We start from the raw sequence: 13,562 nt of genomic DNA, 5'->3' as shown, positions 1-13,562 counted from the left end.
CGTCAACAGATTGCTCGAAAGGCTAACTCGATCATGATTACGAAAAGAAATTGCGTAACACTGCTCGCCTCGTTTTTCATATTGGGGTGGAGCTGCAATGCCCTTCGCGCACAAGGCAAATATGATCCCGGTGCAAGCGATACAGAAATCAAGATTGGCAACATCATGGCCTACAGTGGCCCAGCTTCTTCCTATGGTGTCATTGGAAAAATCGAGGCCGCCTATTTCGACATGATCAACGAACAGAGCGGCATCGCTGGCCGGAAGATCAAGTTTATTTCCTATGACGATAGCTACAGTCCTCCAAAAGCCGTCGAGCAGGCGCGAAAGCTGGTCGAAAGCGACGAAGTGTTATTCCTGTTCGGCACGCTCGGAACTCCGTCCAACTCCGCGATCCAGAAATACCTGAACGCCAAGAAGGTACCGCAGCTATTCGTTGCCACGGGCGCGAGCAAATGGGGCAATCCCAAAGATTTTCCTTGGACGATCGGGTGGCAGCCTGCCTACCAGAGCGAAGGGCGAATTTACGCAAAATATCTCCTAAAGGAGAAGCCCGACGCCAAAATTGCGGTTCTCTACCAGAATGATGATTTTGGGAAAGATCTGCTGACCGGCCTGAAGGATGGCCTTGGCGAAAAGACCTCCATGATCGTTGCGGAAGACAGCTATGAGGTTTCCGAACCGACCATCGAGTCTCATATCGTCAAATTGAAGTCTACCGCAGCGGATGTGTTTCTCAGCATAACCACCCCCAAATTTGCCGCTCAGGCGATCCGAAAGGCCGCTGAGCTCGGATGGAAACCGCTCTACCTCCAGATCAATGCGGGGGCGTCAATAGGCGGCGTCATGCAGCCCGCAGGCTTCGATAATGCACAAGGCATCTTGTCGGCAGCCTACGCCAAGGATGGCGCGGATTCGCGCTGGAACAATGATGCGGGCATGCAAAAATTCTTCGCATTCTTGCAGAAGTACGTTCCCGACGCGAACAAGACCGATAGCTCGGTCGTCTACGGCTACGGCGCCGCGCAGACTATGGTAAAGGTGCTGCAGCAATGTGGGGATAACCTGACGCGCGAGAACGTCATGCACCAGGCTGCAGCTCTGAAGGATTTTAAACCAGACACGCTGCTGCCCGGCATCAAGATCAACACTAGCGGGGCAGATTTCTTTCCGATCGAGCAACTTCAGATGATGAGGTTCCAGGGCACTAAGTGGGAATTGTTCGGTGAAGTTATCAGCACCGGATCCGACAGATAGCTGAATACGGTTCCGGCCGTGCCATCACTACTCGTTCGATTTACTGACAAGACTGCTGCACTCGAAGAACATCCTCTTTTCAAAAATGTCAGCCACCTCGCACGTGTGTAAGGAAGATCCTAACTGAGGGCGGTCAACGCGCTGTGCCATCGCCAGCAACAGTTGGCGAACAATGGAGAATGTGTGGAGGTTTGGCGGAGAGGCCTGATAATAGGTCGACGGCGAGCGTCCCCCCGTGCCATGGGACATTGACCAGCTTTATTTGACCTTGTGAACCCGATGAACGCACTGATCCTCATTGCTGAAGATGTACCGCAAATCGGCGATATTCTCGACGCCTATCTAACGCGCGAAGGCTTCCGCACGCGGTGAGCGGATCGATCGCGGGCTTGCTGACTTCGGTGGGATTGGTCGCTCTCAACCCGGGAGTATGGACCGCCTCGCTGAAGCTCGGAACCGCGCCGTTCCCTTGCGACAATCCGGCCCTGGTCTCGGTTCCGCTCGCCTTCGCGATATCGTGGGCGGTGTCGGTGCTGGACCGCAGTGCGGCTGCCACTTCCGTCCGCGCATCGTTCGGCGCGCAGCACGTTCGAGCCCAGACTGGGCTCGGCAACGCTGCCGGTGAACAAGGATACGCTCCTTCGCGACGAGGGTAGGAGGATCATGCGGCTGGCGGATCGATGAAAACATGCAGCGTCGTGATCCGGCCGTTCACGATCTCGACGACATCGAGACCGGTGACGACGGGCGGCCCGTCGGCCGGGCCGAAATGCCAGCGCATGCGGCCGACCCCGTGATGGCCGACGGCGGGTCCGTACGTGCCGAAAACGAAGATCGGCGGTGCCTTCGACAACACCGCATCGACCACGTGATCGACGCCAGCGTACCCGACTGCCTCGACACCCTCTTCGTACACCACGACGTCCTCGGCATAGAGTTCGCGGATCGCCGCCGTGCGCTTTATTGTATCACGCTCGCCGAACACGCGGTAGAGGTGAGCCTGCATCAGGCCATCGTAATCGACGGCCGCATCGTTTTGTTGGTCGGTCATGAATATGCTCCTGTTTTTCGTTGGGAATGCTCACGTCGCTGGTCGAGCGAACGAGATTGCCAATCGGCCACTGGGAGCCCACGAAATGGCGGGCTCCCCTCTTTCGTAAGCTTCTTCGCTAGATCTTGATAAAGTTGTGCGACGACAAGGCACCGAACGGGAGTGATGCCAGCGGTCCGCCAACGTCGAGAGAGCCAAGATCAACCGGGAAGAAACCGATGGCTTCGATGATCTTGCGGACCTCGGCTTTTGCGGCGATGTCGTCGCCGGAATAAAACAGCACCCGCTGGCCACCAGCCACTTCCGGCTCGAGAAGCGCCTCGACGCCGTTATGGTTGAACGCCTTTACGACCCGCGCACCCGGCACATACTGCTTGACGATCTCACTTGAGTATCTTCCCCCCAGATCAGCCGCCTTGAGGCCGTAGGCCGCGAGCGGATTGTTGGGGTCTTTCGCATCGGGCGAGTCGGGGGCGAGGAATTCCACTGGATTGGTGCCATCGATGACGATGCGCCCGTTCCAGGCCGGCAGACTGCTCAACACATTCTCAGCATCGACCCAGCGTATCGCTGCAAGAACGATATCCGCACCTGCGGCCTCTTCGACCGTGCCCGCCTTGATGAAGGGGCCGATTTCCTGCACGAGCGATGCCAGCGACTCTGGCCCGCGTTTGTTAGAAATTGTGGCCGGTATCCCATTTTTGGCGAGAGCCCGTGCGAAGGTCGAGCCGAGAGCGCCGGAACCGATAATACCAATTGTCATATTGTACTCCTGTTTTGTACGGGGCTTCGAAGATGGAAACCGCCGGCATCCCCGAAACCGGGCGGCTATTCCGTGTCATCGTGGCGCATGACTTATATGAAAAGTCTGTATGTCCATGACACGATGACATTTATTTGTAAATGAATCACCAGACGAGCGGGATGGAGAACTTCCCCAGCCTCGCCACTTCCACTGCTATGTCCGCGACAGTGGTCTTCGCCAGTTCATTCTCCATGGCTTTGCGGGCCTTAGCCAACGGGGGCTGGATCGCCTCAAGAATGTTGCCGCCGACTGCGCAATTCTCACAAGGCGGGGTGCGGTGCATCGAGAATAACTCGGTGTCCTCAACTGCTCGATAAACATCGAGCAGCCGTATTTTCGCGGCCGGCTTCGCCAGCAAGGCACCCCCTCCAGCTCCAAGCTGCGAATGCGTCAGTCCAGCATCATTCAGGCGGGATAAGAGTCCGCGGATCACGACCGCGCCGGTATTCGCCGAATAAGCCAGATCCTCAGAACGCAAAGGCTTTCCGTCGCTCACGGCAAGACCGGTCAGGATATGTACGGCAACGGCAAAACGCGTGCTGGTTGGCATAGTCGAACCCGTTAATGTGTAATCGTCACTATTACACTTTCATGCCCCCGTCAACAGGCGGCCTGACAGGTACCTCGTTCGAGCACTGCTTAAGGTGCTCGATCATCCAACGGCCCGCGGGTCCAGGAGGCGCATCGATCCGATAGACTGCTGAGATCGGAAGCTGGAGCCCGCCCGGTGGGATATCCTGGATCGAAAGTTCGACCAGCCGTCCCTCGGCAATGTCCTTCGCGACAGCGTGGAGCGGCATGCCGCCCCACCCCAGGCCACTGAGTAGAAAGGCATGTTTGGCAAAGAGGTCCGCCAATCGCCAGGTCAGAGACGACATGACGCCGAATTCCCGCCCGACCGAAAGGTCGGATCGATCCGTCAACACCAGTTGAACGTGGCGTGCCAGCTCGTCACGTGGAATTGTGCCACTGAGCACGGCAAGCGGATGGCTGGCCGCCGCGACCATGACAAAACCAACGTTCGTGACGCGCTCTGCCAGAAGGCCCGCGGGCAGTGTAGGCAAGGATCCGACGAGGCCGAAACTTACGCGGCCATCCATCACAGGCTGCACCGTGCCGCCGAGCGCTTCGACAGAGAGCCGTAAGGGCGTGGTAGGGAATTGTCGACGAAACGCGTGAGCCGCCTCGGCAATCGCCGTGATCGGAACGAAGACGTCAATCACCGCTGCAAGTTCCGCCTCCAGCCCGCCCGATATTCCCTTCGCGCGCGCCTTCATACAATCGACGCCCAGGACGACGGATCGCGCATCGGCAAGAAGGACGCCGCCCTCCGTCGTCAGCTTCGGATATCGACCGCTGCGATCAAACAGCGTGACTGCAAGCTGTGCCTCCAGATTGGCGATGGCCTCGCTGACGGAGGACTGAGTCCGCTTCAGGCGTCGGGCCGCAGCGGAGAAGCTGCCTTCATCGGCTGCGGCAACAAAGGTTCGCAATTGATCGAGAGATACACCGTCAAGCATGTCTTTTCCTTCTATCGGACAGACCGATAGATTACATCAGATAATTCAGGTTGTTCCTGTTTATTCAGGTGTGCTGAGCGCCACTGCCGGCAGGCGGCTTCCGTCTCGAATTCGGCTGAATTCACCCATCGGCTGATCCGATATTTTGTATCGCAATATACCGGCTTTCCCAAGGATACGTGCGCGTGGCACCTAACGCCCCATGTTCTGCGCGATCAAGGAACTCCTTTTCCCGCACCGTTCAAGCTCCCGGGAACGGGCGGCCGGAGGACAGCCCGGCAGTCGCGGTGGCTATTCGGTGATCCTCGGAGCGCGGAGCAGTGGAACAGGAGGCTATTATGGCTAATACGAAGCAACGTACGGTGGCAGTGACGGGAGCGGGCAGCGGGCTCGGGCGAGATATTGCGCTAGGTCTCGCCGCCAAGAACTATCGCGTTTTCGGAACAGCCTTTACTCCAGAGGAGATCGAAGACCTCAAGCGAGCGTCTAGTGGGGCGGTAACGCTGACCGTCTGTGACATTACGAACGCGATTGGGGTCAAGAATTGGGCCCGTGAGGTTGCGACCCACACTGAAGGCAGTCTCAATCTGCTCATCAACAACGCCGGAATCCTTACCCCTGGCCCCCTGGAAATTCTGCCGCTCGATGCTATCCGGCACGAGTTCGAGGTTAATGTGTTCGGCGCCTTGTCCGTTATGAACGCTTTCCTTCCGGCACTCCGGAAGGCGCGCGGACGCATCGTCCAGATCAGTACCTTTACCGCCAGCTTGCCGCTTCCTTTCAATGGAGCTTCGGGCGCATCGAAAGCAGCCACCGAGGTGTTCGCCGCTGTCTACCGGGCCGAGTTGAAACATCTCGGCGTCGATGTCGTGGTCGTTCCGGCAGGCATCATGAGGACCGGCGGACCGGCGAAAACTGATGCAGCTCTTGTGCGAATTGCGGACGGCATGACGCCGGAACAACGCGAACTGTACGGACAAACGTTTGCAACCTTCGCGAAGGGTCTCAACGCCATGCAGAAAGGTGGACTTGATTCTGTTTCTGCCGCGAAACGGGTCATTGAAATCGCCGAACAGGTGCCTGCGCCAAGCCGCGCTCCTGTCGGCGAAGACGCGGAAGAGATACTCCGGTTCGTTCGTGAAAAATCCGACGCCGAACAGGATGCGCTCCGTCTAAAGCTTGTCGGGCTGAGCTAATTGAAGACCAAAAGCCACATTCAACCAGCAGGAGAATCCATGATCGAGCTTGTAGACCCCAATGACAGCCGTGCCGTCCGCAACAAGAACAACATCCTTCGATTCTATGATCTGGTGATTAACCAGAAGAAGTCGGTAGAATCCATCGCCACATTTATGACTCCCGGCTATATCCAACATAACCCGTTGGTTGCCGATGGCGCTGAAGCGTTGGGAAAGTTCTTCGGCCAGGTCAACAAGGAGCGGGCAAAGGCCCGCGCTGTCGTCCATAAGATCATCGCGGTCGGCGACTATGTGTTTGCTCACGTGAATTTCCTGAACCTGTTCAACGACGATCCAGAAGATACAGGGATCGCTGCTGTCGATATCTACAAGATGGATTCCGAAGGACGGGCCATCGAGCATTGGGATACGCTGCAGCCGGTTGGTGATCCGAAGAATTCGGCCCCATGGCTTGCTCCCAATATTCCGCGCGCCAATTCAAACGGCATGTTCTAACCCGGATTACGCTGCTTCTAACCCGGATTACGCTGCCCGGCTCACGTGTCTGTAGAGCCCGGGCGGCAATATTCAAGTGAGCGAGCGCGAGCGTATCGTCGCCCGGCATTCTCGATAAGTGACATGAACACGCAACCCGCCGTCCTCGCGCAACGCCGGATCCGGTACAAGACGTTGGGACAGGGACATGGCCCGATCGTCCGCCTCATGAGCCCCGGCGACCTTGGCGAGATCGTCAAGCGTTCGTCTTTCTCGACCTGTTCTCGGCGCCTGGCGCCTTTGCCGGACAAATGCCGGTGCATCCGCATTCCGGGATCGCGACCGTCACTGAGCTGACCGAGGGTGATTTCCGGTTTGACGATCCCGTGTCGGGGTCGGGAACGCTCGGCTATGGCGGGGTCGAGTGATGCGCGCGGGCGGCGATGCCGGTGACAGGACCGGCGACCGTGATCCTCGGCGACTATGAGGGCAAGGCCAGCCCCGTACGGTCGCCGGCCGGGATCACCTATCTGATGGTGACCCTGACGCCGGGTCAGACCTGGACCTATGACGCACCCGCCGGGCAGGGCGTGGCCTGGCTGGCGGTCAGCCACGGCGGGCTGGTGGGCGTCAACGTCGTGCAAAGGGGCGAGATGGCGATCTTCCAAGGCACCGGCGATATCGGGCTGCAGGCGTCGTCCGACGGTGCGCGCTTCGTCATCGCTTCCGCAATCGCGCACCCGTTCGATCTGGTGACGGGCTATTATTCGGTTCGCACCAATCGCGCGGCACTAGCCGAAGGCGAAGCGCGGATCGCGGAACTGCGCACCCGTTTGCCGGCGGAGCAGGCTTCGGGGCAGCCCCCCGTTTTCCGGGGGTAACACTGCCTTACTGGGCCGCTGCCGCAACCGCGCGAAATAAGGCGTCCTCATCGCGGTTCGCGGGCGTGCAGCGGCGCCTCCCGGGCGTCAATCCGAGACTTGCTGCGCTCGCGGAAGTTCATCACCATCGGACAAGCCGATGTGTTCCATCGTGGAATGCAGTCTAATCCTGTTCATGCAGGCGTGTTACTGTTGCGGGAGAGTGATGACCAAGATCGGTTGAGCATTGAGCACCGCCTGGACAACGCTTTTGCTGAACTCTGTTTCGAACTCGACCCGCCATTTGGGTAATTGACCTCCTGAGAGAAAGAATGGGGGGTCCCATGAGCCCACAGACGAAGCATTGGGTTCCCTCGTCGCTTTCGGTGGTTTTCCTCGGCATGGTGGCGACGCCTGCTTTGGCGCAAACGCCATGTCCTGCACCGCCATCCTATCAATTGCTGCGTCAGGACGAAGACTACAGCTATCTTCGAGATACTGCCTGCAGACGCGAGCCGTTGGACGCCATCAAGTTCATTCCCTTGAACGCCCTGGGAGATCAATACCTGACGTTGGGCGGCGAGGCGCGCGAATGGTACGAAGGATTCCGCAACGCCAATTGGGGAGCCGGGCCGCAGGACTCCAATGGCTATCTGCTTCAGCGTCTTTCGAGTTATGCGGACTTGCACCTCGGCAACGGGATACGTCTGTTCGGCCAGGTCTCAAGCGCCATCGAAAGCGGCCGTAACGGCGGTCCCCGTCCGATTGATGAAGACCGGCTGTGGGTCGAAGAGGCGTTTGCCGAAATCAAACTGCCCGTGCTCTCCAATGGGGACGTTGCCTTCCGCGTCGGCCGACAGCAGTTTCAGTTTGGCTCCGGCAGGTTGGTGGATGTGCGCGAAGGACCGAATGTCCGGTTGGCGTTCGATGGGTTCTCCGCGATCCTCGACGATGGCCCCTGGCACGCAACGGCTTTCGTCACCCAGCCGGTGCTGAACCGTCCGCAGATATTTGACGATCCGACGGACAGGCGCACGACGTTTTGGGGACTCTATTCGACCAGAACGATCGCGTCGATCGGTGGCGGGCTCGACCTCTACTATCTGGGCATCAACAATCGCGAGGCCACGTTCGATCGGGACGCCGGTCGCGAGATACGCCACACGCTCGGTGCCCGGGTTTTCGGCCGCAAGGGACATTGGGACTATGACTGGGAGCTGAGCTATCAGGCCGGCAGCTTCGCAGGTCTGCCGCTCAGCGCCTACGGCTTTGGCGCCGACACCGGCTACAGCTTCGATTCGCTGCGCTTCGCACCGCGGGTAAGCGTCAGGGCGGGCGCAACAAGCGGCGATAGCGGCCGGGCAGGCGGCAGTTTTGGCACCTTCAGCCCGCTCTTTCCGAGCGGCATCTATTTCGGGCAAGCGGCCATCAGCTTGAACGGTCCATCCAATATGCTGCGACTTGGCGGCTCGTTGCAGGCGCACCTGACGCCCTCCGTTCAGGTCGGAATTGATTTTGACTGGTTCTGGCGGAACAGCCTTGACGACGGCGTCTATGGGTTGGGCGTCAATTTGCTCCGAAGCGGTAACGACAACCGCGAGCGATACATCGGAAGCCAGCCCTCAGCGTCCGTCAAATGGCATGCCACGCCGCATCTCGACCTCTCGATGGCCTATGCCTATTTCGCTGCGGGGCCGTTCCTGACCCATAGCGCCACGCCGGGACGCAACGTCCAGTACCTGTCAGCGGTCGTAGACTATAAGTTTTAGAGGAAACCCTCGCATGAACGCGCGAGGCAGGCATTGCCAGCCGCTTAAGCGTTTGCGCTATCGCGCACCAAGGCCTGGACGGGAAGCTTGCGCGGATGCGACCAGCCACTGTTTTTTCGCGCGTTCATAAGCGACAACCGCTCAGGCTTGATCCCGCGATACTTCCGTTCACACCAGTCCTGGAAGAGTGCATCGGCTGAACCGATGGGTAGTATCGTAATACACCGGCTATTTTCCGGCGCGCGCGCGTGGCACTTCTCAATTTATGTTAACCGCGATCAAGAAGTTCATTTCCCGCACCGTTAAAGCCCCTGCGATCGGGCGGCCGGAGGATCAGCCCATGACGACCATTCTGCATATCGATTCCAGCATCCTTGGTGGCTATTCGGTGAGCCGCACGCTCACGGCCGAGATCGTGGCCAAGCAGCAAGCGTTGCATCCCGGCGCGCGTGTCATCCGGCGCGATCTCGTCGTCGATGCGGCGATGCACCTCTCGGATGCCCATATGGCCGTGTTCCAGGGCGGTGAGGTCGCGAACCCTGCGCTCGGACAGGACCTCGCCACGGGCGGCGCCTATATCGATGATCTGTTCGCCGCCGATATCATCGTCATCGGCGCGCCAATGTACAATTTCACGATCCCCACCCAGCTGAAGGGTTGGGTCGATCGCGTCTGCGTTGCCGGTCGCACCTTCCAGTATGGCCCGAATGGTCCTGAAGGACTGGTGACGGGCAAGAAGGTCTTCGTCGCCTCGGCGCGCGGCGGCGTTTACACCGGCGAGAGCCCGGCGGCGGGCCTCGATTACCAGGAAACTTACCTTGGCGCCGTGTTGGCTTTCATCGGCCTGACTGACATCACCATCATCCGTGCGGAAGGGCTTGCGATCGGCGAGGCCGCCAAGGCGGAAGCCGTCGCCAGCGCCAAGGCACAGATCGAAGCGCTCGCGGCCTAGTTCGCTTCCTTTCAAGAACCGAATCCGAGAGCGGACCATAATGACGGACAACAAATATCTTCCAACCATTGGGCGTCTGCTGCTCGCCGTATTGTTTATCCTGAGCGGAATCGGCAAGCTCGCGGCGCCGGCAGCTACCCAAGGCTATATCGCCTCTGTGGGCCTGCCGCTGCCACTGCTTTCCTATCTCTTGGCGATCGTTGTTGAAGTTGGCGGCGGTCTTCTGCTCATCCTCGGTTACCACGCCCGCATCGTGAGCCTGGTGATGGCCGTTTTCACGCTCGCGACGGCTGTGGTCTTCCACAGCAATTTGGCCGACCAGAACCAGATGATCCACTTCTTGAAGAACATCGCGATTACCGGCGGTCTTCTGCAGGTGGTGGCGTTCGGGGGTGGCGCTGTCAGTCTCGACGCGCGGCGGTTACGGGCCGCATAGGTCGAGCGTCGTCGTCGTATTCAGCCGACAACGGGACCACTTTGTCCGCCACCGACAGACGACACTGCATGAGGTGCTTGTTTGGAAAGAGTTTCGGCATGTTAGCAGCGCTTATGTTTCAGCCTTGTTTGGGGGCTGCCCAATATAGCGAATGAGCCGGTAGATCGGAGCAACATGAATGAATTGCAGTCTCGTCTGCCCTATGTCCAATTCAGCTCGGGGCTTCTGGAAGCAATGGCAAATCCTCAGCGCCTGGAAATCCTGTCGATCCTGGTCGAAGAAGAGATATCGGTGGGCGTGCTCAGCCAAAGGATAGGGTTAAGCCAATCTGCTCTGTCCCAACATCTTTCCAAGCTACGCGGTGCAGAGTTGGTTGTTTTTCGGCGCGATGCACAGACGATTTATTATCGATGTGAATCCAGCGATGTGAAGCGGCTTCTGGCGACGTTGGCCGAGCTGTTTCCGCTCTGAGGCAAGAGTTCGTGGTTCCGTGGCGCTTGTAATCAAGACCATCACGCCGGCACCAGACGACGATTTTCAGCGTCCGTGGCGCGGGCTCCTTTGCGAAGCCTGTCGCTGCCAGCGCGGCGCGCAAAGAAAGGACAGATCAGTATGACCGACCACATTATTGAAGTGCTTCACCGCAATCTTCAGGAAGTCTTTGGCGAGAACGACGCAGCGCGTCGACGCGCCGCCATCGCAGAGCTGTATACCGAAGATTGCATCGTCAAAGTCATGCCGGGTGTTTTCGTAGGGCACGAGGCGCTCGACAAGCTATGCGCGGATCTGCGGGCGATGAACCCCCAGATCGTCTACACCCCGCGCGGCGAAGCCCAGGTGATGCATGATGGCGGGATCCTGACCTGGGACGCGGGACCGAAAGGCGAAGCACCGGCTTACACGGGCCTTGACGTCGTCGTCGTCCATGAGGGCAAGATCAAGCTGTTGTATGCCTTCCTGAACCCGAAGTTCGGCTAACAAGTCAATTCGCGATCACGACGTGGCGACATGGGCGCGTGATCAAAACTTACTGTGCATTGATCCGGTTGACGTCAATTCAGGCTTAGACGTCGCCTCGTGCAGCAGGCGGCCAAGACCTTAACAGAGCCAGATCAAGAACGACCAACTGGAAGCGAGCGTATGAGCATGGAAATCGGTATCGACAGTTTTGCGGCAACCATTCCAAATCCGGCAACCGGTCATACCGTCCCGGCTGCCGACCGAATGGAGACGTTGCTGGCGGAGGTGGAAACCGCCGATCGCGTCGGCCTCGACGTGTTCGGCGTCGGCGAACATCACCGCAAGGAATTCCTCGATGCTGCGCCGGCCATCATTCTCGCGGCAGCGGCAGCCCGCACGAAGCGCATCCGGCTGACCAGCGCGGTCACCGTGCTCAGCGCGGCAGATCCCGTACGGGTGTTTCAGGATTTCGCGACGATCGACCTGATTTCGAAAGGTCGCACCGAGATCGTCGTCGGGCGCGGCTCCTTCGGCGAAGCCTATCCTCTCTATGGCTTTGCCATGAACGATTACGACGCCCTCTTCGTCGAGAAGCTCGATCTTCTCCTCAAATTGCGTGAAGAGACAAACGTGACGTGGCGGGGCCGCTTCCGGCCGGCGCTCACCGGTCAGGGCGTCTATCCGCGCCCGCGGCAGGCCAGGATGCCGATCTGGCTCGGCGTTGGCGGAACACCGCAATCCTTTGCTCGCGCGGGAACCCTCGGCCTGCCCCTGATGGTCGCCATCATCGGCGGCAGCTTCGATCGGTTCCGTCCGCTGGTGGACCTGTACCGGGAGGCGGGCCAGCGCGCTGGCCATGCACCGGAGACGCTCAAGGTCGGCATTCATGCGATGGGCTTCGTCGGTGACACGGACGAGGCCGCCGCCGACGCCTTCTTTCCCGGATGGGCGTATATGGCCACCGAGATCGGCCGCGAGCGCGGCTGGTCGAAAGCGACGCGTGCCCAGTTCAACGCGATGCGCGGGCCGCAAGGCGCCTTCCTGATCGGAAATCCGCAGACGGTGCGCGACAAAATCCTCGCGGCCAACGAAGCGCTCGGCGGCATCTCTCGCCTCACCTTCCAGATGAGCTCAGCCATGCTGGAGACCGAGGCAATGCAACGCTCGATCGAACTGCTCGGGACTGAGGTTGCCCCTGCGGTCAAAGCCGCGCTCAGCAAAGAGCTTCGTCATGGGTGAGCTGATCGCCGGAGCCTGGCGGCGCAGCGGTCTGGAGAGCGTGCTGGCCGACGGAGAGCTGCGTCGTCCGCCGTCCGTCTTCCGCAACTGGATCACCACCGAGGGCGACGGTCCGTTCAAAGCTGAGCCGGGCCGCTATCACCTCTACGTCTCGCTCGCCTGCCCCTGGGCGCATCGCACCCTGATCATGCGAAACATCAAGGGATTGACCGAGCTTGTCGGCCTTTCAGTTGTCCATTGGCTGATGGGCGACGATGGCTGGACCTTCTCCCCCGGTCCGGGTGTCATCCCCGACGTGGTCAAGGGGGCGAAGTTTTTGCATGAGCTTTACACGATCGCCGATCCGATCTGCACGTCGCGCGCGACGGTGCCAGTACTGTGGGACAAGTACACCGGTCGAATTGTCTCGAACGAGTCCTCGGAAATCTTGCGGATGTTCAACACGGCCTTTGACGGCTGCGGCGCTGCTGTCGCCGATTACTACCCAATCGAACATCGCGTCGAGATCGATGCCGTCAATGCGCGCGTCTACGCCACCCTCAACAACGGTGTCTATCGGGCCGGATTCGCCACGACACAGGCCGCTTACGAGGTAGCCGCCGGCGAGGTCTTCGAGACGCTCGACTGGCTCGAGCAACGCTTGGCGCGGCAACGCTACCTCGTCGGCGGAGACCTAACCGAGGCCGACATTCGGCTGTTCACGACGCTCGTGCGCTTTGATCCGGTTTATCACGGACACTTCAAGTGCAATCGCCGTGCGCTGATCGACTATCCCGCGCTCTGGGCTTATACGCGCGATCTCTATCAGCATCCGGCCATACGTCCGACGGTCGATCTCCGCCACGTCAAGGGCCATTACTACGGTAGCCATCCGTGGCTCAATCCGAGCGGCATCGTCCCTATCGGCCCCGTTCGCGATTTCGACTTGCACAGCGGGCGCGAAAACCTTGAAGAGAGGCGGTAGTTGAATCCGATAAGCGGGGCGACGAGGTCACCACGCCGAATCAAAGAGGTGATTGTCATGGCCGACACCGGTTCGT

16 protein-coding genes are annotated in these 13,562 nt (G+C 59.4%); 12 read left to right on the top strand and 4 right to left on the bottom strand.

All coding sequences use genetic code 11. The features are described from left to right. The first annotated feature begins 33 nt into the window (after positions 1-33). Positions 34-1,257, top strand: a complete 1,224-nt coding sequence (locus tag HP556_RS15750) for an ABC transporter substrate-binding protein (protein ID WP_175367671.1) — start codon at positions 34-36, stop codon at positions 1,255-1,257. A 661-nt stretch (positions 1,258-1,918) separates the two neighbouring features. Here HP556_RS15750 and HP556_RS15740 read toward each other — a convergent pair. The 4 genes from HP556_RS15740 to HP556_RS15725 form a co-directional block, all read right to left on the bottom strand. Continuing rightward, positions 1,919-2,308: a nuclear transport factor 2 family protein gene (locus tag HP556_RS15740; protein WP_175367670.1), complete on the bottom strand. Its 390-nt coding sequence runs from the start codon at positions 2,306-2,308 to the stop codon at positions 1,919-1,921. A 118-nt stretch (positions 2,309-2,426) separates the two neighbouring features. Beyond that, positions 2,427-3,071: an NADPH-dependent F420 reductase gene (locus tag HP556_RS15735; protein WP_175367669.1), complete on the bottom strand. Its 645-nt coding sequence runs from the start codon at positions 3,069-3,071 to the stop codon at positions 2,427-2,429. 145 nt (positions 3,072-3,216) lie between these two features. Further along, positions 3,217-3,663, bottom strand: coding sequence for an Rrf2 family transcriptional regulator (locus HP556_RS15730; RefSeq protein WP_175367668.1), 447 nt, complete (start codon positions 3,661-3,663; stop codon positions 3,217-3,219). A gap of 31 nt (positions 3,664-3,694) precedes the next feature. Continuing rightward, positions 3,695-4,633, bottom strand: a complete 939-nt coding sequence (locus tag HP556_RS15725) for a LysR family transcriptional regulator (RefSeq protein ID WP_175367667.1) — start codon at positions 4,631-4,633, stop codon at positions 3,695-3,697. A gap of 338 nt (positions 4,634-4,971) precedes the next feature. On the opposite strand from HP556_RS15725, the gene HP556_RS15720 reads away from it, so the two are divergent. From HP556_RS15720 to HP556_RS15675, 11 genes are all read left to right on the top strand, one after another. Next, positions 4,972-5,829, top strand: coding sequence for an SDR family NAD(P)-dependent oxidoreductase (locus HP556_RS15720; RefSeq protein WP_175367666.1), 858 nt, complete (start codon positions 4,972-4,974; stop codon positions 5,827-5,829). A gap of 39 nt (positions 5,830-5,868) precedes the next feature. Beyond that, positions 5,869-6,327, top strand: a complete 459-nt coding sequence (locus tag HP556_RS15715) for a nuclear transport factor 2 family protein (protein WP_175367665.1) — start codon at positions 5,869-5,871, stop codon at positions 6,325-6,327. A 257-nt stretch (positions 6,328-6,584) separates the two neighbouring features. Continuing rightward, the gene (locus tag HP556_RS30105) at positions 6,585-6,734 is read left to right on the top strand and encodes a cupin domain-containing protein (RefSeq protein ID WP_210269216.1); all 150 of its coding nucleotides are present in this window, start codon (positions 6,585-6,587) and stop codon (positions 6,732-6,734) included. Positions 6,735-6,755: 21 nt separating this feature from the next. Beyond that, the gene (locus HP556_RS15710) at positions 6,756-7,187 is read left to right on the top strand and encodes a cupin domain-containing protein (protein ID WP_210269207.1); all 432 of its coding nucleotides are present in this window, start codon (positions 6,756-6,758) and stop codon (positions 7,185-7,187) included. 497 nt (positions 7,188-7,684) lie between these two features. After that, on the top strand, positions 7,685-8,935 hold the full coding sequence (locus HP556_RS15705) for an alginate export family protein (RefSeq protein WP_210269206.1): 1,251 nt from the start codon (positions 7,685-7,687) through the stop codon (positions 8,933-8,935). Between the two features lie 340 nt (positions 8,936-9,275). Beyond that, on the top strand, positions 9,276-9,887 hold the full coding sequence (locus HP556_RS15700) for an FMN-dependent NADH-azoreductase (RefSeq protein ID WP_246297751.1): 612 nt from the start codon (positions 9,276-9,278) through the stop codon (positions 9,885-9,887). 40 nt (positions 9,888-9,927) lie between these two features. Then, positions 9,928-10,323, top strand: coding sequence for a DoxX family protein (locus HP556_RS15695; protein WP_175367662.1), 396 nt, complete (start codon positions 9,928-9,930; stop codon positions 10,321-10,323). Between the two features lie 174 nt (positions 10,324-10,497). Beyond that, entirely contained in the window at positions 10,498-10,794 is a 297-nt protein-coding gene (locus HP556_RS15690) for an ArsR/SmtB family transcription factor (RefSeq protein ID WP_175367661.1), read from the top strand. Between the two features lie 141 nt (positions 10,795-10,935). Next, positions 10,936-11,301 (top strand): nuclear transport factor 2 family protein, encoded by a 366-nt coding sequence (locus HP556_RS15685; RefSeq protein WP_175367660.1) that lies wholly within the window; start codon positions 10,936-10,938, stop codon positions 11,299-11,301. 168 nt (positions 11,302-11,469) lie between these two features. After that, positions 11,470-12,522, top strand: coding sequence for an LLM class flavin-dependent oxidoreductase (locus HP556_RS15680; protein WP_175367878.1), 1,053 nt, complete (start codon positions 11,470-11,472; stop codon positions 12,520-12,522). Then, positions 12,515-13,486 (top strand): glutathione S-transferase family protein, encoded by a 972-nt coding sequence (locus HP556_RS15675; protein WP_175367659.1) that lies wholly within the window; start codon positions 12,515-12,517, stop codon positions 13,484-13,486. The genes HP556_RS15680 and HP556_RS15675 overlap by 8 nt, the downstream gene beginning before the upstream one ends. The last annotated feature ends 76 nt before the right edge of the window (positions 13,487-13,562 follow it).

The organism is Tardiphaga robiniae (assembly GCF_013359755.1).
GTDB classification, from domain to species: domain Bacteria; phylum Pseudomonadota; class Alphaproteobacteria; order Rhizobiales; family Xanthobacteraceae; genus Tardiphaga; species Tardiphaga robiniae.
Note: the sequence above shows the minus strand (reverse complement) of the source record. Positions and strands in the feature narration are given on the sequence as shown.

What these genes read in the sequence shown, in the direction of transcription:
- HP556_RS15750 (WP_175367671.1), top strand. Translation starts at nt 34, where the DNA reads ATGATTACGAAAAGAAATTGCGTAACACTGCTCGCCTCGTTTTTCATA.
- HP556_RS15740 (WP_175367670.1), bottom strand. Translation starts at nt 2,308, where the DNA reads ATGACCGACCAACAAAACGATGCGGCCGTCGATTACGATGGCCTGATG.
- HP556_RS15735 (WP_175367669.1), bottom strand. Translation starts at nt 3,071, where the DNA reads ATGACAATTGGTATTATCGGTTCCGGCGCTCTCGGCTCGACCTTCGCA.
- HP556_RS15730 (WP_175367668.1), bottom strand. Translation starts at nt 3,663, where the DNA reads ATGCCAACCAGCACGCGTTTTGCCGTTGCCGTACATATCCTGACCGGT.
- HP556_RS15725 (WP_175367667.1), bottom strand. Translation starts at nt 4,633, where the DNA reads ATGCTTGACGGTGTATCTCTCGATCAATTGCGAACCTTTGTTGCCGCA.
- HP556_RS15720 (WP_175367666.1), top strand. Translation starts at nt 4,972, where the DNA reads ATGGCTAATACGAAGCAACGTACGGTGGCAGTGACGGGAGCGGGCAGC.
- HP556_RS15715 (WP_175367665.1), top strand. Translation starts at nt 5,869, where the DNA reads ATGATCGAGCTTGTAGACCCCAATGACAGCCGTGCCGTCCGCAACAAG.
- HP556_RS15700 (WP_246297751.1), top strand. Translation starts at nt 9,276, where the DNA reads ATGACGACCATTCTGCATATCGATTCCAGCATCCTTGGTGGCTATTCG.
- HP556_RS15695 (WP_175367662.1), top strand. Translation starts at nt 9,928, where the DNA reads ATGACGGACAACAAATATCTTCCAACCATTGGGCGTCTGCTGCTCGCC.
- HP556_RS15690 (WP_175367661.1), top strand. Translation starts at nt 10,498, where the DNA reads ATGAATGAATTGCAGTCTCGTCTGCCCTATGTCCAATTCAGCTCGGGG.
- HP556_RS15685 (WP_175367660.1), top strand. Translation starts at nt 10,936, where the DNA reads ATGACCGACCACATTATTGAAGTGCTTCACCGCAATCTTCAGGAAGTC.
- HP556_RS15680 (WP_175367878.1), top strand. Translation starts at nt 11,470, where the DNA reads ATGGAAATCGGTATCGACAGTTTTGCGGCAACCATTCCAAATCCGGCA.
- HP556_RS15675 (WP_175367659.1), top strand. Translation starts at nt 12,515, where the DNA reads ATGGGTGAGCTGATCGCCGGAGCCTGGCGGCGCAGCGGTCTGGAGAGC.